Here is a 25027-nt window from a genome sequence, read left to right as displayed (position 1 = left end):
ATTCTAAATCTTGCAATCGATTTTAGAATGAGCTACAATACATGTAACAAAAAAAGTATAGAAAGAAGCCTACAGGGGGAGCCATTTGGCTGAGAGTGAACAAGATGTTCAGACCCTTTGAACCTGTTAGTTAGTACTAGCGTAGGGATGGTGGCTTTTTTGATGGAAAAGTAATGCTGTGAGCGGATTCCCCATCAGGAAGCTTCCCCTTGGCATTACTTTTTTTGTGTTGGTAAATATCACATGCTTGTTATAGTCACTAGCATTAGGGGAGGTATTTTTTCGTATGCAATCTAAAAGTTTACTGTTTTTGATCGAAGTTTCCATTTTTACCTCATTGGCACTTGTATTGGATTTAATTCCATTTCTCTCGTTTAAAATTTGGCCACAGGGTGGCTCTGTATCATTTGCAATGATTCCGGTATTTATCGTCGCATTTCGCTGGGGATTAAAAGGCGGTTTGCTTTCAGGATTTTTGTGGGGGATACTGCAAATTGCCGTTGGCGAAGCAGCCATTTACTATTTTTGGCAAGCTGTAATTGAGTACGTATTTGCTTTTACAGCGCTTGGATTAGCAGGGATATTTGCAAGGTCTGTGCATCGTACGATCAAGGATGGACAGCGCAAAAAGAGTTTTATTTATATTATGTCAGGTGTATTTATCGGAACGTCACTTCGTTTTCTAGCTCATTTTTTCGCAGGATTTATTTTCTTTGCTGAGTTTGCACCTGAGGGACAGCCAGCATGGTTATATTCCTTACTTTATAATGGCTCGTACATGCTTCCGTCTTTTGTCATATGTACATTTGTTATTTATTGGCTATTTAATAAACAGCCGCGAACTTTGTTAACGGCTGCTGCGTAATAGAAGAATAGAATCCGCTCGAAGGAGGGTAATTCCGATAATACGGAATTACCCTTTTTCCATAATGGAGTGAATTTTTCTCCCTTCTTGTTCTTCAACAGAATTCTCGCAAGTAAATATAATGATAGGTCGAATGTTATAGAATGAGGAGCGATTTAATGCGGGAATTTGTTGGGTATTGCAGCTGTTGTGGAGTAGAGGTGTATTGTGAGGATGGATTTTTCAATGGCTTGCATGTAGATGGCGTATTATTATGTGCGAGCTGTATAGGTGAAACAAAGTTAGAAGAGGTTCAACAATTTTAAAAATTTGTAATGGACATATTTCTAAGCACCGCTCTAATTAAGCGAGCATAGGCTATTGTATAGTACTTTTGGAAAGGGAGATTCAGTTGGAATTAACATTATCCCATTGGCTATACGGTATATTTACATTGCTCATTATCATCACAATGATGTTTCGAAAAGGAGTGGTGCTTCCAACGCTATTGGGTACTTTTTTCATTGCACTCGTGTATAAAGGAAGTCTCGTAGACGGATTTACTGCCATATTCAATGCGAATCTTGTAGCTGCGCAAGAATTGTTTAATATATTTCTAATTATTACCTTTATGATTGCTTTACTTCATTCTTTAAATGATTTAGGCGCAGATCAACGTATGATCCAACCGATACAAAAAATGATGGTGAATGGGCATCTTGCGTTTTTTATCCTTGTTATTATTACGTATACTATATCGCTGTTTTTCTGGCCAACACCAGCTGTTCCGCTCATTTGTGCGCTTCTTGTTCCAGCGGCAGTGCGAGCTGGTTTACCGGCAATAAGTGCTGCGGTAGCTATTGCGCTTGCTGGGCAAGGAATGGCACTTTCCTCTGATTATGTCGTTCAGGTTGCGCCTAGTTTGTCAGCAAAGGCTGGTGGGTTAGAGGTAAGTGCGGTTGCCGATCAAGCACTTATTTTATCGTTAATCGTTGGATTTGTAGCCATTTTAGGCGCGTATTTATTCCACCGAAAAACCATTCGTCTAAAAGGAGATAAACAGAATGAAGTAGAGCTTCAATCGTTGCGCACAGCGGAACGAACGGTGAATAAAGCGACTGCAACTCATTTGCCAATTTGGAGTAAAGTGTTCGCCATCTTCGTCCCATTAGCATTAGTTACAGTAGTTGCGTATATGATGTATACAAAATTAATTTCTGGAAGAATGGGTGGACTAGAAGGAGGAGATGGAGCAGCACTTATTGGGGGTGTAGCAGTAATCTTATTGTTACTTGCTACGATTGCGTTTGGAAAGCAACATGCTCTAGACTATATTAGCAATCATATTACCGATGGTTTTGTATTTGCGTTTAAGGCAATGGGTCCAGTCATTCCAATTGCTGGATTCTTTTTTCTAGGAAGTCCAGATTTTTCTGGTCGTATCCTTGGTGTTGATGAGGGACCAGCTCTTTTGTTTGACTTAATTCAATCGATGCAAGGATTTTTACCACAGGACGCTTTATTTGTAGGGTTTAGTGTCTTATTGGTTGGTATGATAACAGGACTGGATGGATCAGGTTTTTCCGGATTGCCATTAACAGGAGCGCTGGCTGCCACAATGGGAACAAGTACGATTAGTTCCGAAACACTTGCTGCAATTGGACAAATGGGAGCTATTTGGGCAGGTGGAGGAACGCTCGTCGCTTGGTCATCGTTAATAGCTATTGCGGGTTTTTGTGGCGTATCCGTAATGGAATTAGTCCGTAAGAATTTTTTACCCGTCGTGCTAGGACTATTTATTGCTACGGTTATTGCTGTGTATTTATTTTAATCCGAGTTTTTAATATTAAGGAGAGATAGACGAGAATGGTCTGCATCAAGCAACATATATGGAAGGAATGAAGGAGCTGTTCATTTACGGACAGCTTTTTTATGTTTAGAAAATTATTAAAATCGTTCGTTGTGGATAACGTTTTATAGAACAATAGTTACGTCTAGCTTCAGTACTCGTCGGTTCATTCGCACCTTCCCTGGGATTCCTTTTTTACAGTTAGGAGATTTCAGAGAAATTGAGAGATGGGTTGTACTAAACAAATGAATGTGGACATACGCTATATTAATTTAATGAGAATGGGAGGTATACAAATGAATGGCATGTTCATTGCATTCATTGGAATGGTCGTGTTTGCATTAGGCTATCGATACTATTCGAAATTTGTTGCAGAGAAAATATTTCGACTAGATCCAAATTATGTCACACCTGCGCATCGCTTCAAGGACGGTGTCGATTTTGTTCCGACAAGCAAATATGTCTTATGGGGCCATCACTTTACATCAGTTGCAGGCGCTGCACCAATCGTAGGACCAGCCATTGCGGTTTATTGGGGATGGCTACCAGCATTTCTATGGGTTATTTTAGGAACCGTTTTTGCTGCGGGTGTTCATGATTTTGGAACATTAGTTTTATCTGTCAGAAATAAAGGACAGTCTGTTGGAACGCTTGCAAACAAATTGATCGGACAGCGTGCGAAAATATTGTTTCTATGCATTATATTAATTCTTGTACTAATGGTAAATGCAGTATTTGCCTGGGTCATTGCCAATTTGTTTATATCTTTCCCGGCAAGTGTATTACCAGTATTTATTCAAATTCCATTGGCTATTTGGATTGGGCATGCGGTATATAAACGTAAGAAACGCATGCTTGGCCCTTCGTTAATTGCCTTGGTTTTAATGTATGTAGTAGCTATCTTTGCTAGTAAAATTGATTTTTTACAAATTGATCTTGTACAATACATGGGTGGAGAGAATGGGGCAGGTTTATTTGGATTAGGGGCTGTATCGTCTGCTTTTTTCATTTGGATTATCATCTTGATGATCTATGTTTATATTGCTTCAACACTCCCGGTATGGAAGCTATTGCAGCCACGTGACTTTATTAATTCGCATCAGTTAATTGTTGGACTGGCGATATTATATTTAGGGCTCTTATTTACGAATCCAACGATAACGGCTCCGCTTACAAATACAGGAACAGATGTATCCTGGTTTCCTTTATTGTTTATTACTATTGCATGTGGAGCCATTTCTGGTTTTCATGGATTAGTTTCCTCTGGAACGTCTTCTAAACAATTAAATAAAGAAACGGATGCACGGTTTGTCGGCTATTTAGGTGCGGTAGGTGAAGGATCATTAGCGTTAATAGCTATTCTTGCGGTGGTTACATTTTTCCCGAGTGCAGATGAATTTTTAGCAACATACCACAGCTATACGGCTGCAAATGGTGCTGGGTTAAATGTATTTGTTGAGGGAGCTAGTAAGCTAGCAACTGGATTAATGATTCCAGTTCCGATTGCCACTACCATTGTTTCTATTATTGTTGTGAGCTTTGCAGCAACGACGCTAGATACTTCAGTTCGTCTAATGCGTTATATTATCGCGGAATTAGGAATTACGTACAATTTCTCAACCTTATCCAAAAAGCATGTAGCTACAAGTATTGCTGTTGTTGCTAGTGCAGCCCTTGTTTTGTTACCTGAAGGACCTAAAGGCTTTGGGTCTGGCGGATATTTGCTATGGCCCTTGTTTGGAACATCCAATCAACTATTAGCAGGGATAAGTCTTTTGTTAATTGCAATTTGGTTAAAACGTCTTGGTAGGAATTATGCAATTGTTCTTATTCCAATGGTTTTCCTCATGTTCATGACATTGTATGCGATGTTCCAGCAAGTCTTTTTTGAATGGTCATGGTTTGGTTCCAGCTCCAATAGCTTATTGTTTATATTTGGAGCAATTATTTTCGTGTTTGCTATCTGGATAACATTGACGGCTTTTTCCGTATTAAGTAATGAACATCGTTCGGGTTCCCCTAGAGAATAAATACGTGTGGATGAATAAATCAATGCGGCTAGCATTTAAACGTTTTACGTAAAGTAAAAGTTATACAGGTAAATACGCGCTCTGGACAATACGATCGCCTTCAAAGAAGTAGTAATTAAGCTACTCCATACTGGATTACGGGCTATCGTATTTTTCAGAGCGATTTGATATTCGAGCGTAAGGTCTATCTACAGGCAAAAGGTATACCTTGATCTAATTGTTTTTACTAACTTTGCATAGGGGTGATATTGGATGATCAAACAAGCTAAACAATTAATTCGTTGGTATGAAGAAGTATTGTCAATGCCACATCGTACAGAAATTGCTCGCGAACTACGAGGAGAGGATGATTTGTTCTTTCTACTCCTCTATTCTGAGTTGCTAGGTGTACCTAATCCGGCCTATTACTTTACATTAGAGCTCTATCCATACATAATCGAAGACTTTCATGATTGGCATCTACGTATGGGAATGGATAAGTCTCCTTTATCGGGAATTAGATGCTGTTAATAGGGGCCAGAAAGGAGGAAAAATTAAATGGAGGAATGGAATAAGCAAATCTTGTTCATTGGTGGCAAAGGTGGTGTTGGTAAATCAACATCAGCAACAGCTATTGCCTGGAAACAAGCAATGCTTGGAAAAAAAACCTTACTTGTTTCTACAGATCCAGCACATAACTTAGGAGATTTATTCGATTCTCCTATTGATAGGAAAGGAACAAGGATTTCACCATCACTTACCGTATTAGAAATTGATCCTCAGTTTGAAACCGAGACATATATTTCAGAAGTAAAAGAAAATATGAAGCATATTATTCATTCAGGCTGGCTGGATGAAGTGAACCGATTACTAGATACAGCACGTGTTTCTCCAGGTGCAGATGAAGCAGCAATGTTTAATAAAGTAATTGACATAGTTGTTGAAGAACGCAAGCAATATGATGCGATCATATTTGATACGGCACCAACAGGTCATACGATTCGATTGCTTTCTCTTCCAGAATTGATGGGAGTTTGGGTCGAAAGCATGCTTCAAAAAAGAAAGAAGACGAATGAGCATTACAGTAAGCTTTTGCATGATGGAGAAAGAGTAGATGATCCAATCTATCAAGTATTAAAAAAACGGCAGGAAAAATTTGCTCATGCACGGACAATATTGCTTGATAATGATCAAACTGGCTTTATATTTGTATTAAATCCGGAACGCCTTCCTATTTTAGAAACGAAGAAAGCAATCAATTTACTTGATAATTATCAGCTTTTTGTGAAATCCTTAATAATAAATAAAGTGTTACCAAATGATGCAAGTGGGGAATATATAGAAATGCGACGCAAGCATGAACGGTTCTATTTGCAACAAATTCGCGAATTATTTCCACGTAAACACTTATGTGAGGTGCCGTTATTTTCTAAAGATATAAGTTTTATTAGTGATTTGGAGATTTTTAGTTCATATTTGGAAGGAGAGGCGAAGCAATGAAAGCATTTGTAATTGATCAAGGTACGTTCAAATTGAAGGAGATGGAAGATCCTGTTCCTAGTAAAGGTGAAGTAATAGTTTCCATAAAAACAGCGGGGTTAAATCATCGTGATTTGTTTATTCCAGATCGCTTATCAAAGGATCACTCTCCACTAATCATTGGATCAGATGGAGCCGGAATGATTGAAACGGTAGGAGAAGGGGTTCAACATGTTAAATGCGGGGATGAAGTAATTATTAACCCTTCGCTTAGATGGTTTCAACAAAGTGATTTTCCTCCGAAAGAATTTGATATATTAGGAATGCCTGACAATGGTACATTTTCCGAAAAAATTGTATTATCAGCAGATCAGGTTGAGGCTAAACCAAAGCATCTTTCTTGGGAAGAAGCAGGAGTATTGGCGCTTTCAGGCTTGACGGGGTACCGAGCAATGTTTACAAAAGGTAAATTAAAAAGTGGAGAAACGGTATTTATTCCGGGGGCAGGAAGTGGAGTTGCAACCATATTAATTCTACTTGCTAAATGTATCGGAGCACGGGTAATTGTAACGTCACGAAGTAAAGCTAAGCTGGAGAAAGCAAAAAAACTTGGTGCAGATGTCGTTATAAAAACAGCGAGTGATTGGCCTGCTATATTAAAAAATGAAAAAATCGATCTTGTAATCGATAGTGTGGGAAATGCTACATTTAGGCGTTCATTGGAGGTTCTTCGAAAGGGTGGTAGAATGGTTGTTTTTGGTTCTTCCACAGGAGATGAAGTAACATTTGATTTAAGAACATTTTTTTATGGACAATATGAATTACATGGTACAACAATGGGGAGTAGAGAGGAGCTTCAAGCATTCCTCTCCCTTGTTAGTAAATATCACATACATCCTGTTGTTGATCATACCTTTCCATTAAAGGATGCTGCAGATGCTTGGAATTATTTAAAGGATGGAAAGCAGTTTGGAAAGCTTGCATTAACTGTTACATCAGTATAAGGAAACTTCCGTACGGGTTATTTAATTGATCTCACCATTTATCTCTGAAAACAGAGAAGAAGGGAAGAATAAGGACGGCAAAGGCTAAGATTAGCATGATGAATACACCGGCCTTGTTCTTTCTTTTCCATAATGTAATTGCGAATCCAAAGGAATAAAGAAAGACGCCAATCATAACAAGCCATATTATCAAGGACATTACTTTCTCAGCTCCTTCATTTTTGGAACTTCACTTTGTCTGCCAAATTGTCCTAAACGAACATTAACGGAAATCGAGACCTCTGCATCAGGGTACTTTTTGAGCCAATTATAGCTATTAAATTCAGGAATTGTAGAGAATTTTTTTCTGGCGGTTAATGACCAACCAAATGGCTGGGCTTTATATTCTTGTTTTGTTTTTTCTACCAATGTATTCATTTTTTGTTCTAATTCTTTTTCAATCGATTTTTTAAGTATTTCTTTTTTACTGTAGTCCTTTGTATAGTTAACCATACTATGATTCGTAAAAATTTTAATGTTTAAAGGAATATGAACATTGATTTTAGGGGACTTATTATCACGAATAGATAGTTTGACCTTCGCAGGGGAGTCTAAGGAAACTCTACCAGCAACTTTATATTTTTCGTGTTTTGGATCTTGAAATGTCATAACCATACCCTGAGGATTCAGTGTATTGTTCAATAAATAAGCGAGGCGTGTTTCTTCCGCTGTCAGTGTTCCAATCATCTTTCCTTGCATGAAGACAGCTGAACCCGCAAATTGTGCTTGTCCTGATATTCCACTTGCTTTTAACTCCCCAGCTTTAAAATTGTCCGTACTTTCATTTGTAGTTGGTGTTTTCTCAAGGGTGCCATACATGCTGAGATATAGATCCTCTCCGGTTTCTGTAATTCGGAAAAATGTTAATAGGTCGGAAAAGGGGATCATCGATGTTTCTTTTCCACGCTCTAACGCTTGCTTATAATATTCATGTGGCCTCGTTTCGAGAACAGGTTTATTATTTTTTAAAAAGTCACTCGTCTTTTCCTTCGTAACTAATAGTTGAAGATCTCTTCTTATTTCCGGATCCTTTGTTAAATCATACATCCATCTAATAAAATCTGGTTCCTTTGCAAAATCTTCCGAAACACTGACGAGCCGAGCTATATCGTAGGTTATTTCTTTTGCAACAATGACGTTTGCTGTATCCTTGGCTGAGATAATATCATTTGCCGGGAAGGTAATTGTTTCAAAGGCAGGTTCATTGGCACCGCCTCCTTGCTGCTGAGAGCCGTAATCTGGATTAACGATAATATATGTGACTTCTATTGGATCATTTTCTTCTCCTTTATCAAGCCCAATTGCGAAGACATACGCGTGTTTTTCAACTTGCTTTTGATCCCAGCATCCTGCAAGAAGAACGATACATAATAAAAATACAATAACTCTAGTTAGTCTTTTCACGACGCAAATCTCCTTTTAGCTTAGCTACAGCCCATAGGATAAAGGGAAGAAAAATAAAGATTGGAGTGAGTATATTTAATAAATTTTCTCGAAGATGAAAAATTAAATAATCTGGACTTTCTGGTATATATCCAATAAAGACGAACACAGTAGCTAAAGCTGGAATGGCATATTCGAAATTATTAATTTTAAATAACCGCCCCATAATAACTGCGCTAATATAGAGGTAAACGGTAAAGCGAACAAGAGAAGAAATAAGCCAGAAAGGGAAAAAGAGTGTTTCTACATTCGTTAAAAATCCAAGCTGGATATAGCGAATTACTTCATGAAATGGATAGTCCAGCATTTGAACGGATCTGTAATCAAAGATGAGTAGAAAGCTCATGATGCCACCAATTAATATAAGAGTAATAAGAATAAGACCAATCCAGGATGCTTTTTTAAAGGATTTCAAATCCTTCATAAAAGGAATAAAAACAAATAAAAATAAGTAATCAGAAAGGATTGATGTTTTTATTATACTTTCTTTAATAACCTCCATTTCTCCTGGACCGAAGAATGGGAAAAAGAAAGCGGTTGTTCCATTACGAAGTGAAATTACAAGTGCAATGATCAAAGAAGCCGTAATATATGGGAATACTGCCCATGAAACAGAACCAATCTGTCCGAATCCTTTTTTTGCGCCATATGTGCAAGCTGCCATTAATAGTAAATAAATAATAATCGTCGGTGTTTTTGGAAAATACATGGTGACAATGATGTCAGAATAAATTGAGGAATCAATGATGGTTGCAGCAGATATACCAAGCCATAATACGAACAGAATAATCCAACCAAGGTATTTTCCAAATAGATGAAAAACGATATCGATTAACCCTTTTTGTTTATAGGCAGAAGCGACCTTAAATAAAACGAATAGAATGACTGCCGTTAGCAAGGCAATAATTATTGGACCCATCCAGGCAGCGTTTTTTAAGACATCGTATAAAATAGGTGGCGTATCATCTCCTACCTTTACTCCCATCATGATGAAGATGATGGCAACTAATTCTTTTGTTCCAACTCTATTCTCATGCTGCCCCATGTGCTCACCTATCTTTTTGTTATATCTTTTGGTTTAACATAACCAGGTCGAAATAGTTCGTTTTGTAATGTTCTTCGAAAAATCGTATCTCCAGAAGATTGATATGATGGTGCAAGCGGGGAAAAATAAGGCACCCCAAACGACTTAATTGATACAAGGTAAAAAAAGCCAACAGTAAACAAAGCTGTTATACCGAAAATACCAACTAGCCCTGCTGCAAAAATAAAAAGAAACTTCATTAATCGAATGGCGAAATTCATGCTTAAATCCCCAATTGCAAAGGAACTCAAACCGCTTAAAGCTACTGCGATAACTACAATAGGGCTAACGATATTTGCTTGTACCGCAGCTTGCCCTAAAATTAATGCTCCTACAATTCCAATGGTTGGTCCGATTGGAGTTGGCACACGGAGTCCGGCTTCACGAATCAATTCAAAGGATAATTCCATTAGTAGCACTTCAACTAAACCGGGGAAAGGAACCTTATCGCGTGTAGCAATAATGGCAAGTAGAAGATCTCCTGGAATCATTTCAGAATGAAAATTTGTGATTGCTACATAAATTGCTGAAATAAATACAGAAATAAATAAAGCGATCAAACGTAATAATCGGATAAAATTACCATACATAAAACGCAAATAGTGGTCTTCAGATGAATGAAAAAAAGACCAAAACGTTGCTGGAAGAACCAGACATGCAGGGTCGTTATCCATGACTAAGACAATGTATCCATCTTCTAAAAAAGATGCCGCTCGGTCTGGTCGTTCTGTGTACAACGTAGATGGAAATATCGAATATCTTCTTTCCTCAATATATTGCTCTAAAATACCAAGGTTTTGAATAGAATCGGTATTAAGCGATTGCACTCTTTTTTTGACATTAGCTAGTAGTTTATCATCCACAAGATCACTTATATAAAGAACATATAGCTCATTTTTAGAGCGCTTCGAGATGGTAAATGATTCTGCGACAAGGGATTCACTTTTAATTTTTTTGCGAACGAGCGAAATATTTGTTTGTGCTAACTCATTAAAGGCTTCTTTTGGCCCTTTCACGACGTTTTCGTTTTGGGGCTGTTCTACGCTACGTCCTTCAAATTTTGCTACATTTATTAAAATAGCTTCTTCTTCACCGTCGATAAATATGGCAGCACTACCTTCATTAATTTTTTTACAAATGGTTTTTACTTTGTTTTCTTTGGACGTCGATGGCACCGTAATTAAATCATCGATTTGTTGCGCGGCTTCATTTATCGTCATTAAAGGTTTAAGAATATCTGTGTCAATAGTCTCTGCACTTGTTATTGTACTTATGTGAAGTAATGCTGCGTCCTTTTGCAGCGCTGGAATATGAAAATGTCGGATCGTTACATCTTTGTTTTTTGGAAACGAGTAAAGGGATTGGAAAATTTGCACCGTTTTGTTGAGATTTTTTTCAATTGTTGTTTCCTTGATAGATGATCCGATATCAGGAGTCGATTGTTCTCTTTTTGCTTTACTTCGCATATATTTTCTCCGCATGAAAACAACTCCAAATTAGTTTATTTTTTATTATCGTGCCACCAAATTCCAATAATATGTACGGTAAGATGGGAAATTTAAATCTGAGAGGGGATGGAACCGGCATAGTCGTAAATGGTTTCGACTATACCTTTTTGGTTTGAGTTCTAGCTCCTTTGATTTCCACTTCAAGTAGACGCTTTCCGCGGGCTCCATGGTAAGTGGTGTGCAAGCGTTGCCCGCAAAGGTCTCATTTAGTGTGCCTTCCTACTAACTCTTATTGTTCCACTAACGTGTCGCAATAATGATTTTCGGTTGTTGCTATTCCTGCAGGAGTCTTCGTTGGTTTCTTCCGCTAATGGTGGTGGAGCAGTTTTTAAGTTTGCATCGGTATAAGTTGTAATTCAATTGCCTCAATACGATGGTAATAAATTTAAATAGGTTATTCTGTTTACATTTTCTTTTTGATAAACTCCAAAATTCAAATATCATTTTAGCGTTGATTAAACTGATTTCAGTAAGTTTTTTCTTTAATTATAGAAGAAAATACTGGTGCGACAGAGATTAGAAAAGTTTTATTATAAAAGATTTTTAGCAGAGAAAATATGCGAGCATCCTGCGGAAGTAAGCTTATTTCCCGTTTTGGCGCATAGTGCTAGATGAGGGGCTTTCTTTCTATAAAAGGTTATACACAACGAACGATTTTCATCATTGTTAAACAACAAAAAAAGATGGCCCAATAAGAGCCATCTCAAGCTTAGATCATGCTATGCAATTTCTGCTTTCTCCATCCAATCTTTACCCTCAAGTCGTCTTGCTACGAGCATACTTGAAACAGTATCCCCTGTAACATTCACCATCGTTGCTGGAGGATCAACGACAACCCCGATTGCAGATATGATTGGTAATGCGGTAATTGGGAGTCCGTAAAGGGTTACAATCATCATTTCTCCCATAAAACCTCCACCAGGAATACCACTCATTACAATACCAGATAATAAGCAAATTCCAATTGCCGTAATAAACGTATCAAAACCTGTAAAATCCATGTTAAACACACCAAAAACGAAGGCGATTTTTAGCATTGCAGATAAGCATGAACCGTCCATATGCATGGTAGCTCCTAAAGGAAGCACTGTTTCGCGAATGTCTTTTGGTACACCGATGTTTTTCGCTGCTTGCAGGTTCACAGGTAGGGAAGCAATACTACTTCCTGTTCCCAAGGAGGTCACTGCTGGAGAAAGAATATTCTTCCAAAAACGTGTGACTCCTTTTTTCCCTCCAGCTAGAAAAGCATAGAGTGTAAATCCGATTGCAAAATATAAAATCGAAACCGGATAATAAATTATGACTGCTTTCGCATAATCGCCAATTAAATCTGCTCCAAATTGACCGATTAAGGAAGCAAAATAAGCCCCGAGTCCAATTGGTGCAACATACATAACAAGTTGAACAAGCTTCATAAACACCTCTGAGCCGCTCGTTAGAAACTTCGAAAATGGGCGTCCTTTTTCACCTGATAGTCCAGCAGCAGCACCAACTAATACAGAAAAAATAATGAGTGCGAGCATATTTTTCCGCGAGAACAAATCAATAAAATCAGGAACTGTAAATGTATTGACCAATTGGTCTGCTAGCGTAACTTCTTCTATGTTTTCAGGCGTTTCTAGTGGAATGTCTGCATTCGTACCAGGTGGAAACAGCACGGTTGCAAACAGCATAACAACAGCGGCGATGATCCCTGTAATTATAAACACGAACATCATCGTGCCAAGAATTTTGCCAAGTCTTTTCATACTGTCCATGTTTGCGATCGCGGATGAGATAGAAAAAAATACAAGTGGTATTACAACCATAAATAATAAATTAATAAATAAACTACCTAATGGTTTAATGATTTCTGCTTTTTCTCCAAATATTAATCCAATAATGGAGCCAATAATTATAGATAATAATAAAATTATTGGAAACCGATAAGCTTTTAGCTTTGCTTTCATCTTCATTCTCCCTTTTCGTAGTAATAAGCTCAATGGCTCTATTTTACACGAATTTGCTGGGACAAGAAAGGTTGATTACCTGTAAAGGTAGTTTGTCAAGCTAGTATTACTTTAAAAAGGGCTGAATGCGCTCAATGGCCGTTTGCATTTTTTTACTGTTTCTTTGATACATTTCTTTGGATTGTGAATTGTTTGTTTGTAATGCAAAAAGCTCTAAATCAGCTTGTACCTTTTTCATCGTCGCTAATAATAACGGTTTTTGTGTAGGAACTGGAACTGTAATTTTGTCATCATATAAGTCAATGGTTAATTGTCCATTACTATCAACTTGGCCTAAAAAAACATTTTCAATGCTAACATTTTGCTTTTCAAGCTCTGTTTCGAGCCAATTCGTATTTAGCGAAAGGTTCGCGAGTGGTTCAAGCAGTACTTTTCCATCCATAATAACGGTTTCTGGTTCTTTTGTTGGAGCAAGCTTTAAACCGATGTCTTTCGCAGTAAGAGGTTGATTTTCTCTTTTTGGTAAAACACTAATAGATCCCGAGGGCTCTATTACTGCAAATTCAACGTCTGCTACTTTAAATATATTTTTCTCTCGGAGATTTTCCAATAAGTCATCAGAGGAGTAGCCTTCTTTTTTTAGGTTATCCTCCATTATTTTTCCATTTTGTATGACGACAGTACTCTTTCCTTGGGTGAAGTTACGGAACGATTTACTTTTTAACGAGATAAGCTCTACGATAAATGGAATAATAAACCAAACGAGCATTGCTAACAATCCATACATGAACGGATATTCTGTCGTACTAGAATGGATGGCAACAATACCTCCTAGTACAATTCCAGAAATATATTCAAAAATGCTAAGCTGTGAAATTTGTTTTTTTCCGAGCCATTTCGTGATAAAAAAAAGTACGATAACAAGAGAGAAAGAGCGTAATAATATGGTTGTCCATTCAGGCATGATATTATCTCCTTTCTACTGCTTATATTGCGGTTCTTCGTTTGAAAGCATTATTACTTGCTTATCTAAATCAACTTTAATCTCCTTAATAATCTGATTGACCGATTCAAATAATTTCCGTGTTTCATTTTCCGTTGTTTGTACAGCAAGCCCAGTTAATGTTGCCTCAATGCTTTTTATACTAGCAAAACAAGTTTTTACATCTGATCCAACAGTCATATTAATTGCTCCTTTTTAATTGCTATCCCTTTGGTTTAAATAATAACGCACCGATCATTCCAAAAATAATGGCAGCAGATATTCCTGAACTTGTCACTTCAAACATGCCCGTTACAACTCCAATTAACCCATGCTTCTCTGCTTCTGCCATGGCACCATGTACAAGAGAATTTCCAAAGCTCGTAATCGGAACGGTAGCACCAGCTCCTGCAAAATCAATTAATGGTTCGTATAATCCGAAACCATCCAATATTGCTCCAGCAACGACGAGAATACTTAATGTATGTGCTGGTGTAAGCTTGAATACATCAAACATGATTTGACCGATTACACAGATGATACCACCTACTACAAATGCCCAAAAAAAGATCATAAAGCATCACTTCCAGCTTCTATAGATACTGCGTGTGCAATACAAGGAATAGAACTCTTTTGTTGCACGCTTAATGGGGAATGTAAAGCACCAGTTGCTACTACAAGGATTCGCTTTGCTTCGCCATTCTTTAATAAGTTTATAAAATGTCCGTAAATTCCAACAGCCGAACAAGCTGATCCACTTCCTCCCGCTAGCACAGGCTGATCCTCGCGATAAATGGAAAGACCACAATCAACAAACTGATCTTCTTTGATTTCAATTCCATTGTCATGTAAAAGATCGAGTGAAACTTCTCTACCTATATGACCAAGATCACCAGTTATGATTAAATCATAATAAGAAATATCCACATTCCTTTCTCTTAAATGCGCAATTATTGTGTCTACTGCAGCTGGAGCCATTGCGCCCCCCATATTAAACGGATCAGTCATCCCCATATCAACAACTTTACCAATTGTTGCAGAAGTAACGATTGGACCTGTTCCTTTTTTTGCAAGTAAACAGCATCCGGCACCAGTAACTGTCCATTGCGCTGTTGGAGGTTTTTGTCCACCATATTCAGTCGGATATCGAAACTGTCGTTCTGTTGCTGCATTATGACTTGAAGAACCACTCAGTATATATTCTGCGCCATTACTGTTTAAAATGAGTGCAGATAAGGCTAGGCTTTCCATCGACGTAGCACATGCATTAAATAAACCGAAATAAGGGACTCCGATTGTTTTAGCTGCAAAGCTTGTTGGTGTTATTTGGTTGATTAAGTCACCACTAATAAAGAACGTTACTTGTTCTTTTTGTATAGGACTATTTTTAATGGCATATTGGCATGCTTCTTCCATCATCATTTGCTGCGCTTTTTCAAATGATGCTTGTTTTAACCACATGTCATCATGCAAAATATGGAATGCCTCAGGGATTTTCCCTTTCGCTTCAAAGGGACCGCCTACAGTGCCGGTTGAAATGATGACAGGTTTTTGATTGAATATCCAGGTTCGATGTCCAACAAGCATTATAATCCCCCCCATTGAATTAAAATGGTTTTAATAATTGAAACGACAAAAGCTGAAAAAACCCCAAATAAAATAACGGATCCCGCAAGTTTAAACATATTTCCTCCTACACCTAATACAAAGCCTTCTGTGCGGTGTTCAATTGCAGCTGAAATGACAGAGTTACCAAAACCAGTGACCGGTACTGCTGATCCTGCTCCTGCAAATTGTCCAATACGATCATAGATTCCAAAGCCTGTTAAGATCATCGTAATAAAGATTAAAGTCGCCGTTGTTGGATTGCCAACCGTCTGCTCCGTAAAATCAAAAAAATAAATATAAAAGGTAGAAATAAATTGACCAATAAGACAAATAAAGCCCCCAACGAAAAATGCTTTTACACAGTTTTTTAAAATAGGCCGCTTTGTTTCTCTTTTTTGCTGGAATGCTTTATATTTTTGTGCTGCCGGAGGGAGATTCTTCTTTTTTTTATCTGCCATTTAATGTCACTCTTTCTTCCATTGAAAATTGTTCCCGCTATCATTGTGATGAGCGGGACTGGTAATGATTTTGGTATCTATGTTTGTTCCTTGGATAATTGGATGAGTCGTTCGAGCTTTTTCTTTAAATCCTTTTCAGAAATATTTTTATTGGATAGCTGCTGTTCTAACTTCTCTAGCTCAATTGTTATTTTTTTATCGGTCGATAATTCTACATCATAATCTGCATATTTCTCTTTCAAGTCCTTTGTAAGCTGCTTTCGAATGGTCGCCAATTGGAAACGCATGTTGTGCGGGATCTCAACGGCTACTAGTAATTTCTTTGATGTATTAACGGCAAATACGGAAGAAACATTTTTCTTTTTACTTAAATAATCTTTTGCTTCATTTGCTAATTGCTGATCTGTTTTATTGTTTTGCGTTGAAATCTTACTAAATTGAACAGAATCGGGATTAGCTTGCTGACTATTATTTTTCTGACATCCTCCAATAAATATGAAGGTTAAAAGGATGAAGAGGATGAAATACAAAGCTTTCTTCCAGTTAAACATGTGAATCCCTCTTTAGGTTGTAGTATAGGAAGACAAAAGGGGGGAGGCCCCTTTTGTCAATTTAAAATCCTTTATATTGAGGCTCTTCCTGTTCAAGTTGTTGCACACGAGGCTCTACACTTTGAAGAATGGTCTCCGTTTGCATTGCAGCATTTTCGAATAGTTTTTTTGCTTGTTTATTTTCTGTTTGTAGAGCAAATTGTTCAAAGCTTGCTTGTGCACTTTTTAATCCAGCAATCGTTTGTTTAACCTGACTTGCTACTGTCATGGAATGACCCCTTTCACTGTTTATCGTTTAACAGATGGAAACGATCTATACGTACTATTTTTTTCCGAAAAAAATAGCACATACGTAGTATGTACTGTTTTAGAAAAAATATCTTATTAAGATGAAAAAATGTAATGGGAGTTATCCAGTTTATACATTTTTAGGATCATCTTCGTTTGATTGTGTACCGTGCGTTAAGTAATCCTCATGTAATTGCTCTGCTTCTTTTTTTGATAGATGAGTCCCGTGTGACCGATGCTTTAAATAAGCCATGAAGACGAAAAGTAGCACAAGAATTATGATAATGATAAGAAGTATCTCCAATAAATTCACCCCACAGTGGATTTGTTTTTATCCAATGTTCCATTTATAGGGTACCCGTTTTTATTTAAAATAACGGAAAAATATAACGAATAACGAACCAGATTATCCCAAAAAAGATAATTAAATAGGTTGCGTACTTAATTAATGCTACCCCGATTAAACTTGGCTCCGATTTTTTCTCCTCATGTCTTACTTCGACATTTTTATCATTGTTCATAATTTTGTCACCTCATTCGTTAGAATTGAATTATAGTAGGTTTTACCCGTTTTTAGTCTTGTTAAACCTGTGAAATAAAGTATGAATTGTTTCTGTTCTCTGATAAACTTGAGCTAGATGAAATAAATAGAAAATAAGGTGATCTGATGATTGAGATACGCAAACCGATTTTAGTGGAAAAAGCAGTTGAGCTAGTCATAAATCATACGTTTACAGGGCAATCCGAAATTATCTCAATTGAAGCGTGTGATGGAAGAAGATTAGCTGAGCCTTTAATCGCACGAAATGATGTGCCATCCTTTAACAAGTCCCCTTATGATGGGTTTGCACTTCGTTCAGTTGATACATTGGATGCTTCCTTAGATCATCCAGTTCAATTTGAAGTCATTGAGCATATCGGTGCTGGTCAAGTGCCTAAGAAAAAGTTAGAAGCAGGGCAAGCGACCAGAATTATGACTGGTGCACAAATTCCAGATGGGGCAGATTGTGTGGCAATGTTTGAAGTATGTCAATCTGTTGAAACGGAAGAAAAATCAATTATTCGTTTAAAACGTAAAATGGAAAAAGGTCAAAATATTATCGAACTTGGATCAGAAGTAAAAGAAGGAGAAGTTTTAGTAGAAGCTGGTGAAAAAATTAATCCTGGTGTGAAAGCTTTATTAGCAACTTTTGGATATGATAAAGTGGCGGTCGCCAAAAGACCACGAGTAGGAATCATTGCAACCGGAACAGAGCTTCTTAATGTTGACGAACCATTAGAGCCTGGAAAGATTCGTAATTCCAATGCCCATATGATTGCTTCTCAAGTGACACGTGCAGGTGCGGATTATATTTATTTTGGTAAATTAAAGGATGAGCTCGAAACGAGTTATCAAACGATTTCGGAGGCACTAAAACAAGTAGATGTCCTTATTACAACTGGTGGGGTATCGGTAGGGGATTGGGACTTATTACCAGATATATATGAAAAGCTTGGAGCAGAGGTTTTATTCAATAAATTAGCAATGCGTCCAGGAAGTGTGACAACTGTTGCTGTAAAAGAAAATAAGCTGTTGTTCGGATTATCAGGAAACCCTTCGGCATGCTATGTAGGCTTTGAGTTATTTGTTCACCCAATTATTCAAGCGGCCTTATTTAACAAACGACCATTTCATAAACGTGTAAAAGCTATGATGATGGATAACTTTCCAAAGCCAAATCCATTTTCAAGATTTGTTCGCAGCTATATTTCTTATGAGGAAGATCGGCTTAAAGTGCATTTAGCAGGAGTAGATAAGTCTAATGTGGTTACCTCGCTGTCCAGTGCTAATGCTTTAATGATTCTACCTGGTGGGACAAGAGGGTATAAGGCAGGAGATATGGTTAATGTCTTACTACTTGAAAATGACGAGGGCCAAGCTGCATTTTTGCCAATCGTAAAGGAGTGATCAAATGGAAGCACAACAAATTCGCGACCAGTTTGGTAGAGTATTAAAGGATATCCGTATATCTGTAATTGATAAATGTAATTTACGCTGTACATATTGTATGCCAAAAGAAGTTTTCGGAGATGATTATGAGTTCTTGGATGATAATGAATTACTTCGTTTTGATGAAATTGTTCGTGTTGCCAAGCATTTTGCTAAATTAGGTGTAGAAAAAATACGGATTACTGGTGGAGAGCCTTTATTACGTAAAGACCTTGACCAATTAATTGCACGTTTAGCAAAGGAAACTGGAATTACGGATATTGCACTTACAACGAATGGAATACTTCTTCCAAAAAGGGCAAAAAAATTAAAAGAAGCGGGATTAAAGCGAGTAAATATTAGCTTAGATGCTATTGAAGACCATGTTTTTACGCAAATAAACGGAAAAGGGGTTAGTGTAGCTCCTGTGCTAAAAGGGATTGAGGCGGCAATAAATGCAGGGCTACAGGTGAAGGTTAATTCCGTCGTGAAAAAAGGAATGAACGAAGGACAAATTATCCCATTGGCAGCGTATTTTAAGGATAGTCCTGTTATTCTTCGATTTATTGAATTTATGGATGTTGGAAATCATAATGCATGGGACATTAAGAATGTGATTACAAAACAACAAATTATTGATACAATTCATGAACAGATGCCAATGGAGCCTGCAGAGGCGAATTATTATGGGGAAGTTGCATCACGTTTTCGATATAAGGATGGTAGTGGAGAGTTCGGCGTTATTTCTTCTGTATCGGATTCCTTTTGTGGAACTTGTACAAGAATACGACTATCAGCTGATGGTAAATTGTATACATGTTTGTTTGCAATTAGCGGGTTCGATTTGAAGAAGGAGTTACGAGCTGGCATAAACGATGAACAATTACGTGAAGCAATTGTTTCTCTTTGGAGGGAAAGAACAGATCGTTATTCTGATGAACGAGCCGAACGAAAGAATACAGATGAAAGAAAAATTGAAATGTCATATATTGGTGGATAATACTTGAAATGGGTAGATTGAAGTGTAAGGGGGTGGGTAAGTAAATGAAGACGTTTAAATTAAAATCATTAAAGATCAAAGAAAGTGTCAAGGACGAATTGTTTCACCATGATATAGAGTTAATGGATGGATTAATTATCAATCGCGAGGATGAAAAAAACCGCTGGATAACAGAGGCCTATATGGATAAACGTTATTATGATTTAATTCATCGACTTCGTGAAGAAAGAGATGAGTTAATGATTGAGGTGAAAATAACAAAGGAATCTAATTCGCCGGCAACTTTTATTAGCAAAATTATTAGTATAAACGATATTGGCGAGCATATTAATGTGCTTTTTATGGGGACCATCATCGATCAGCGGATACAAAATATAGAACAAATGCTAAGGGATTTAATCAATCAAGGATATCATGGCGAAGAATTACTTACTCAATTTAAAGCACTAATCTAATCGAAAAAACACACCTTCTTCTTCTGTTGAAAAGAAAGTGTGTTTTTTTGTTCGAAAGATCCTGATAAACAGATATCAGGAGCAAACGATAATATGAAATTGTCGAAAAGTAAGGAAATAATGTAAGTTGCCTGTTATAATGTTAATAAGTTTTTTTGTATTTAATGATGAATAGAATAATCGAAATGTATTAAGGAGACTATAATGTTCCACTCAACAACTATAATGAACTGGATTAATAAACGTTCTCCAGTGCAAATGATCCTACTTTTTTATTTGTTAGCAGTAATTTTGTCCACTGCTTTATTATCTTTACCTGTTGCTTATCAAAAAGGAGTAAGTATTCCTTTTATTGATAAATTATTTACCGCAGTTAGTGCATTGAGTGTAACAGGATTATCAACGATAACGGTGGCAGATACGTTAAGTGTGACAGGAATTATCCTGTTAGCTTTTATTTTGCAGCTTGGTATGGTTGGGATAATGGCAATCGGTACATTTATTTGGCTGCTGTTAGGAAAGAAAATTGGCTTTAAAGAACGACGCTTAATTATGACAGATCAGAATCAGACGAAGTTTGAAGGGATGGTTCGCTTAGTCAAACAGCTGTTTTTAGTTTTACTTACAATCGAGTTTTTTGGTTTTCTTATTTTTAGTACATATTTTTTACAGTATTATTCATTTAATGAAGCTATTTTGCATGGTTTTTTTAGTACAATTAGTGCTATATCCAATGGTGGTTTCGATATTACTGGACAGTCACTTATTTTTTATAAGGATGATTATTTTGTTCAGTTTGTGACGATGCTTTTAATTATTTTTGGAGCGATTGGATTTCCCGTCTTAATTGAAGTGAAGGAATATTTATTTGCAAAATATGATGATCGCAGATATTTTCGTTTTAGCTTATTTACAAAGCTAACGACTGCTACATTTGTTATTTTAATCATAGCGGGGGCTTTTCTTATTTTTATCCTTGATTATAATAATTTTTTTGCGGATAAATCCTGGCATGAAATTCTTTTTTACACGTTTTTTCAATCCATTACAACGAGAAGTGCAGGACTATCGACAATGGATGTAGGACTGCTAACCGAGCAAAACCATTTAGTCATGTCATTTTTAATGTTAATTGGTGCATCCCCTAGCAGTTCTGGTGGAGGAATTCGTACAACCACTTTTGCATTAGTTGTTATCTTTTTAATTACGTATGCCCGTGGTGGAAAAAGTATTAAACTGTTTCGTCGAGAAGTGCATGATGATGACCTTATTAAAGCTGTTGTAGTTACACTGCTTGGGATGTTTTTCGTTTTTGTTTCTGTTGTGTTTATATCAGCAGTAGAGCCTTATTCTGTGACAAAAATATTCTTCGAGGTAAGCTCCGCGTTTGGTACAGTAGGATTAAGCCTTGGAATTACAAGTGAGTTAAGTACAGCAAGTAAGGTTGTTTTAATGATTTTAATGTTTATTGGAAGAGTTGGTATCGTTACCTTTTTGTTTATCTTTAGGAACAATCGAAGTACTGCAAATTATCACTATCCAAAGGAAAGAATTATTATTGGATAGGATGCAAAATGCTGGGCATGGAATGAAGATTTTATTAAGAAAAGAGGTTATCTCGTAGGCTTTTTAAGCTTATGAGATAACCTCTTGTTCTATATATGAATGTATGCGTTAATCTTTAGTTTTAGTAAGTTGTAGTATTTTTAATTGATCATTTTCAAAACCTACTGTTATCGAATAACGTATTTTTTCTTTCTTAGTTTCTTGTTTGTTCGGAAGCTTATTTTCTATTGTCACATCTACTAGTAACGTTGCTTGATTTTGAGATGCTACTTTATTTTCGACTATTTCGCTGTTTACTTTTGTAATATAAATATATTGCTCTCTAAAAGAAGAATATGTCTGTTCGGATTGCATCGTATCACCTAGTAACGTGTAAGCATTAATATAGTCTCTAATATCAATACTTTCAAAAAAATAGTCCACGATATATGCGGCATCTTTTTCTAATTGATCAGTGTCAGTTGATTGTACGATGTTGTTTGGGTTTCCAAAGTCTAGATTGTTGGGTTGTGCACTATTTATCCAACCTTCAATGGTTTCGATTACGGTATGAATCGGAATACTAAAGCCAATTGTCCCATCCTCTGTTCCAACTGAATTAATTCCAATGACCTTTCCTGTATTACGATTAATTAAAGGACCACCACTGTTACCGTGCGTAATCTGTGCAGAAATTTGGTAAACATTATTATAATGGTAGTCATCGACCGAAAAATTTCGTTCTGTTCCAGAAATAATACCAAGTGTTACAGTGTTTTGAAAGCCATGGGGACTACCAAGTGCAATTACTTCATCACCAATTTCAGAGAAAGTCTCCCTTTCAATTGTCATTGCCTGCTGATTAGAAAGTTGTGGGACACGAATAACGGCAACATCTAATTCTTCGCCAATCCCTATCACTGCTGCTGGATAGACTCGAGCATTTGCTGTTCGGACGTAAATAACATCCGCATCCTGAACAACATGCGCATTTGTAATAATATCTCCTTTATCATTAATTAAGAAACCTGAACCAGTAGTCGTGTTCATTTCATTTTGACCATCTATTTGTACAACATTTTTTTCAGCCTCATGGATGATTGACTTTAAATTTAATGACTGCGGATCTTTATTTACTTTTTCAATGATTGGATTACTGATAGATATCGTTTTTTCCTGCCAGCTTTGGTATATATAGATGAAACAAGCAATTCCCAGAGCTCCAATAATGATGGTTATAATAATGGGGGAAACAAGCTTTTTGTGCATGTATTTCACTCCGTTAATGGGTAATATTTAATCCGTATACCACGTGATTTTGTCTACTTTTATTTTGACATTCTCTGTTGATTTCGTATCATAATGCGTGAATTCAAACTTGCCATTATCTCCTGGATACAATGTATCAGGGAAAACATAAACTTCATTTGTAATAAAAGGCGTACCGTTTTTAGTAATTGAATAATCAATCTTAATCGAATTAATAGGAACGGTTGCTACACTTTTTACATTTCCATTTACAACTAGCTTGTTCTGATCATCACTTTCCACCTTTACAGAAACGAGCTTAATGGCATCTTTTTCATTTAGCTTTCGTTCTTGCTCAGCAGTAGTCATCGCCTGTTCAATACGTTGTTGCTGTGTTGTTTCGAAGGCTACCTTTTCTTTTTCAATTGTTGTTTTGAGACTTTGAAGCTTTTCGGATGCAGGAGCATATTTTATTCCATCTTCAACGATCAATTGCGCATCCCGGAATTGCTTTTTGTTTAACTGCTCACTCGCCATTGAAAAGGTATAATCAATAATTTGCTCACGAATGTCGGTTGTAATCTTCACCGCTTCTGGACTTCGTATTGCTTCTACTTCCCAGATGATGAGTTTTAGTTTATTGATGTCTGTTTCATTATTTAACATGCTTTTGATTTGTGCTAGTTTAATCGCATCACGATTTTTTGATAGTTCATTTACAATAGATGAAACTGCAGTGCCAGAATAGTTTTTTAATGTTTTTTCGGCCTCGTTGACTAAAGAGAGCGCCTCTTGAAAATTATCACGTTCAGATTCAGAATGTGCATTTTCTATTGCAGATTGAACAGTGAATACTTTATCAATATATATAGACGCAACTTCAGCCTCAGAGAAGTTAGCTTTTTGCTGTAAGGCTTTATCAAACAATTGCTTTGCTTTACTAAAGTCGCCGTCTGAAAGTCTGTTTTCACCTTGTTCGTAATATTCTTTTGCTTGACTCGTTTTTGCCTGTAGGACGAAAAAAAAGATACTAATCGAGAAGATTAATAGAATAATTGCGCTTATAGGAAGAAGCCATTTCTTGTTAAATCTTTTCTTTGCCTTGGTTCGATTATTGATATCTTCTGGCAATGGAGAACCACAGGAGACACAATATGTTTCATCTTCTTTTATTGTGGATCCGCAATAAGGGCAAAATAACATCGTGCCACCTGCTTTCTAAATATTTTAATGGGGAAATAAAGATATCATTTTTTTAATAGATTAAAAGGGTAGAGTAAACTCTTTTTTAAAATAGTATATGGTAGAAGAAAAATGTACACTTCATTTGAAAATATCTTTATATATTTTAGCACACTTTTACTTTATTTAGGGAAAACATATTGATAAGATAGGAGAAGGATGTGGCTATTGTAAATGTAAAGATTTTAATGAGACAAGGGAATTTATGGAGAGGGGGATGTGATTCATGGAGGCATTAGAAATTGTATTCGGTATTGTTTGTTTTGGTATTTTAATAATGAATATTGGCTATAGCGTGTTCGACAATGAGAAGTAAAAAAATAACGGTCCATACTTTAAAGAAACAAGGGGCTTGTCAAATAAAGTGTGTAAGTTCTAATTTACTCAAGATACTTTAACACTCTATCTTTTAGTTCATCTTGAAGAAGAAGTTGGTTCATAACCATTGCCCAGTTCTGGATATGGCCACTTTC

Annotated in this window: 27 protein-coding genes and 1 riboswitch; of the genes, 11 read left to right on the top strand and 16 right to left on the bottom strand. The window is 36.7% G+C overall.

Annotated features, from left to right (window positions below; genetic code table 11):
* Positions 1-64 precede the first annotated feature (64 nt).
* Positions 65-165, top strand: a riboswitch (TPP riboswitch).
* Between the two features lie 121 nt (positions 166-286).
* From thiT to QBK89_RS01815, 7 genes are all read left to right on the top strand, one after another.
* The gene (gene thiT / locus QBK89_RS01845) at positions 287-865 is read left to right on the top strand and encodes an energy-coupled thiamine transporter ThiT (protein WP_284139316.1); all 579 of its coding nucleotides are present in this window, start codon (positions 287-289) and stop codon (positions 863-865) included.
* A 158-nt stretch (positions 866-1023) separates the two neighbouring features.
* Positions 1024-1170 (top strand): hypothetical protein, encoded by a 147-nt coding sequence (locus QBK89_RS01840; RefSeq protein WP_284139315.1) that lies wholly within the window; start codon positions 1024-1026, stop codon positions 1168-1170.
* An 86-nt stretch (positions 1171-1256) separates the two neighbouring features.
* The gene (locus QBK89_RS01835; RefSeq protein WP_284139314.1) at positions 1257-2675 is read left to right on the top strand and encodes a hypothetical protein; all 1419 of its coding nucleotides are present in this window, start codon (positions 1257-1259) and stop codon (positions 2673-2675) included.
* Between the two features lie 314 nt (positions 2676-2989).
* Positions 2990-4723, top strand: a complete 1734-nt coding sequence (locus QBK89_RS01830; protein ID WP_284139313.1) for a carbon starvation CstA family protein — start codon at positions 2990-2992, stop codon at positions 4721-4723.
* Between the two features lie 252 nt (positions 4724-4975).
* Positions 4976-5233 carry a cory-CC-star protein gene (locus tag QBK89_RS01825; RefSeq protein WP_284139312.1) on the top strand — a complete coding sequence of 86 codons (258 nt, stop codon included), beginning with the start codon at positions 4976-4978 and terminating at the stop codon, positions 5231-5233.
* A gap of 27 nt (positions 5234-5260) precedes the next feature.
* On the top strand, positions 5261-6202 hold the full coding sequence (locus QBK89_RS01820) for an ArsA family ATPase (RefSeq protein WP_284139311.1): 942 nt from the start codon (positions 5261-5263) through the stop codon (positions 6200-6202).
* A complete protein-coding gene (locus QBK89_RS01815; protein ID WP_284139310.1) occupies positions 6199-7185 on the top strand; it encodes a zinc-binding dehydrogenase in 987 nt (328 codons plus the stop codon). The genes QBK89_RS01820 and QBK89_RS01815 overlap by 4 nt, the downstream gene beginning before the upstream one ends.
* A 31-nt stretch (positions 7186-7216) precedes the next feature.
* On the opposite strand, the gene QBK89_RS01810 is transcribed toward QBK89_RS01815, so the two are convergent.
* The 14 genes from QBK89_RS01810 to QBK89_RS01745 all read right to left on the bottom strand — a co-directional run bounded on the left by QBK89_RS01810 (position 7217) and on the right by QBK89_RS01745 (position 17616).
* Complete coding sequence (locus QBK89_RS01810) at positions 7217-7384, bottom strand: hypothetical protein (RefSeq protein WP_284139309.1); 168 nt, start codon at positions 7382-7384, stop codon at positions 7217-7219.
* Complete coding sequence (locus QBK89_RS01805; RefSeq protein WP_284139308.1) at positions 7384-8628, bottom strand: Ger(x)C family spore germination protein; 1245 nt, start codon at positions 8626-8628, stop codon at positions 7384-7386. The genes QBK89_RS01810 and QBK89_RS01805 overlap by 1 nt, the downstream gene beginning before the upstream one ends.
* Positions 8612-9712 (bottom strand): GerAB/ArcD/ProY family transporter, encoded by a 1101-nt coding sequence (locus QBK89_RS01800; protein ID WP_284139307.1) that lies wholly within the window; start codon positions 9710-9712, stop codon positions 8612-8614. Before QBK89_RS01800 ends, QBK89_RS01805 begins: the two co-directional genes overlap by 17 nt.
* An 8-nt stretch (positions 9713-9720) precedes the next feature.
* The gene (locus QBK89_RS01795) at positions 9721-11232 is read right to left on the bottom strand and encodes a spore germination protein (protein ID WP_284139306.1); all 1512 of its coding nucleotides are present in this window, start codon (positions 11230-11232) and stop codon (positions 9721-9723) included.
* A gap of 746 nt (positions 11233-11978) precedes the next feature.
* A complete protein-coding gene (locus tag QBK89_RS01790; RefSeq protein ID WP_284139305.1) occupies positions 11979-13208 on the bottom strand; it encodes a dicarboxylate/amino acid:cation symporter in 1230 nt (409 codons plus the stop codon).
* A gap of 106 nt (positions 13209-13314) precedes the next feature.
* Positions 13315-14172: a DUF421 domain-containing protein gene (locus QBK89_RS01785; RefSeq protein ID WP_284139304.1), complete on the bottom strand. Its 858-nt coding sequence runs from the start codon at positions 14170-14172 to the stop codon at positions 13315-13317.
* A gap of 15 nt (positions 14173-14187) precedes the next feature.
* The gene (locus tag QBK89_RS01780) at positions 14188-14391 is read right to left on the bottom strand and encodes a DUF1657 domain-containing protein (protein ID WP_284139303.1); all 204 of its coding nucleotides are present in this window, start codon (positions 14389-14391) and stop codon (positions 14188-14190) included.
* Positions 14392-14413: 22 nt separating this feature from the next.
* On the bottom strand, positions 14414-14764 hold the full coding sequence (spoVAE, locus tag QBK89_RS01775) for a stage V sporulation protein AE (RefSeq protein ID WP_284139302.1): 351 nt from the start codon (positions 14762-14764) through the stop codon (positions 14414-14416).
* Positions 14761-15777 carry a stage V sporulation protein AD gene (gene spoVAD, locus QBK89_RS01770; protein WP_284139301.1) on the bottom strand — a complete coding sequence of 339 codons (1017 nt, stop codon included), beginning with the start codon at positions 15775-15777 and terminating at the stop codon, positions 14761-14763. Before spoVAD ends, spoVAE begins: the two co-directional genes overlap by 4 nt.
* Positions 15777-16256 carry a stage V sporulation protein AC gene (gene spoVAC, locus QBK89_RS01765; RefSeq protein ID WP_284139300.1) on the bottom strand — a complete coding sequence of 160 codons (480 nt, stop codon included), beginning with the start codon at positions 16254-16256 and terminating at the stop codon, positions 15777-15779. Before spoVAC ends, spoVAD begins: the two co-directional genes overlap by 1 nt.
* Positions 16257-16333: 77 nt before the next feature.
* Complete coding sequence (locus QBK89_RS01760) at positions 16334-16807, bottom strand: YhcN/YlaJ family sporulation lipoprotein (RefSeq protein WP_284139299.1); 474 nt, start codon at positions 16805-16807, stop codon at positions 16334-16336.
* Between the two features lie 61 nt (positions 16808-16868).
* Entirely contained in the window at positions 16869-17075 is a 207-nt protein-coding gene (locus tag QBK89_RS01755; protein ID WP_284139298.1) for a DUF1657 domain-containing protein, read from the bottom strand.
* 150 nt (positions 17076-17225) lie between these two features.
* The gene (locus QBK89_RS01750) at positions 17226-17399 is read right to left on the bottom strand and encodes a hypothetical protein (protein WP_284139297.1); all 174 of its coding nucleotides are present in this window, start codon (positions 17397-17399) and stop codon (positions 17226-17228) included.
* A gap of 64 nt (positions 17400-17463) precedes the next feature.
* Positions 17464-17616: a hypothetical protein gene (locus QBK89_RS01745; RefSeq protein ID WP_284139296.1), complete on the bottom strand. Its 153-nt coding sequence runs from the start codon at positions 17614-17616 to the stop codon at positions 17464-17466.
* 146 nt (positions 17617-17762) lie between these two features.
* On the opposite strand from QBK89_RS01745, the gene QBK89_RS01740 reads away from it, so the two are divergent.
* From QBK89_RS01740 to QBK89_RS01725, 4 genes are all read left to right on the top strand, one after another.
* A complete protein-coding gene (locus tag QBK89_RS01740; RefSeq protein ID WP_284139295.1) occupies positions 17763-19043 on the top strand; it encodes a molybdopterin molybdotransferase MoeA in 1281 nt (426 codons plus the stop codon).
* A 4-nt stretch (positions 19044-19047) separates the two neighbouring features.
* A complete protein-coding gene (gene moaA, locus QBK89_RS01735) occupies positions 19048-20064 on the top strand; it encodes a GTP 3',8-cyclase MoaA (RefSeq protein WP_284139294.1) in 1017 nt (338 codons plus the stop codon).
* A gap of 44 nt (positions 20065-20108) precedes the next feature.
* Entirely contained in the window at positions 20109-20519 is a 411-nt protein-coding gene (locus tag QBK89_RS01730) for a YwpF family protein (protein ID WP_284139293.1), read from the top strand.
* A 204-nt stretch (positions 20520-20723) separates the two neighbouring features.
* Entirely contained in the window at positions 20724-22085 is a 1362-nt protein-coding gene (locus QBK89_RS01725; RefSeq protein ID WP_284139292.1) for a TrkH family potassium uptake protein, read from the top strand.
* A gap of 108 nt (positions 22086-22193) precedes the next feature.
* Here the strand turns inward: QBK89_RS01725 and QBK89_RS01720 are convergent, their stop codons facing one another.
* Positions 22194-23333, bottom strand: a complete 1140-nt coding sequence (locus tag QBK89_RS01720; RefSeq protein ID WP_284139291.1) for a S1C family serine protease — start codon at positions 23331-23333, stop codon at positions 22194-22196.
* A gap of 27 nt (positions 23334-23360) precedes the next feature.
* A complete protein-coding gene (locus tag QBK89_RS01715; protein ID WP_284139290.1) occupies positions 23361-24515 on the bottom strand; it encodes a zinc ribbon domain-containing protein in 1155 nt (384 codons plus the stop codon).
* Between the last annotated feature and the right edge of the window lie 512 nt (positions 24516-25027).

This window comes from Virgibacillus sp. LDC-1 (assembly GCF_030137545.1).
Lineage (GTDB): Bacteria > Bacillota > Bacilli > Bacillales > Amphibacillaceae > LDC-1.
This window is presented reverse-complemented; position numbering and strand designations above follow the sequence as displayed.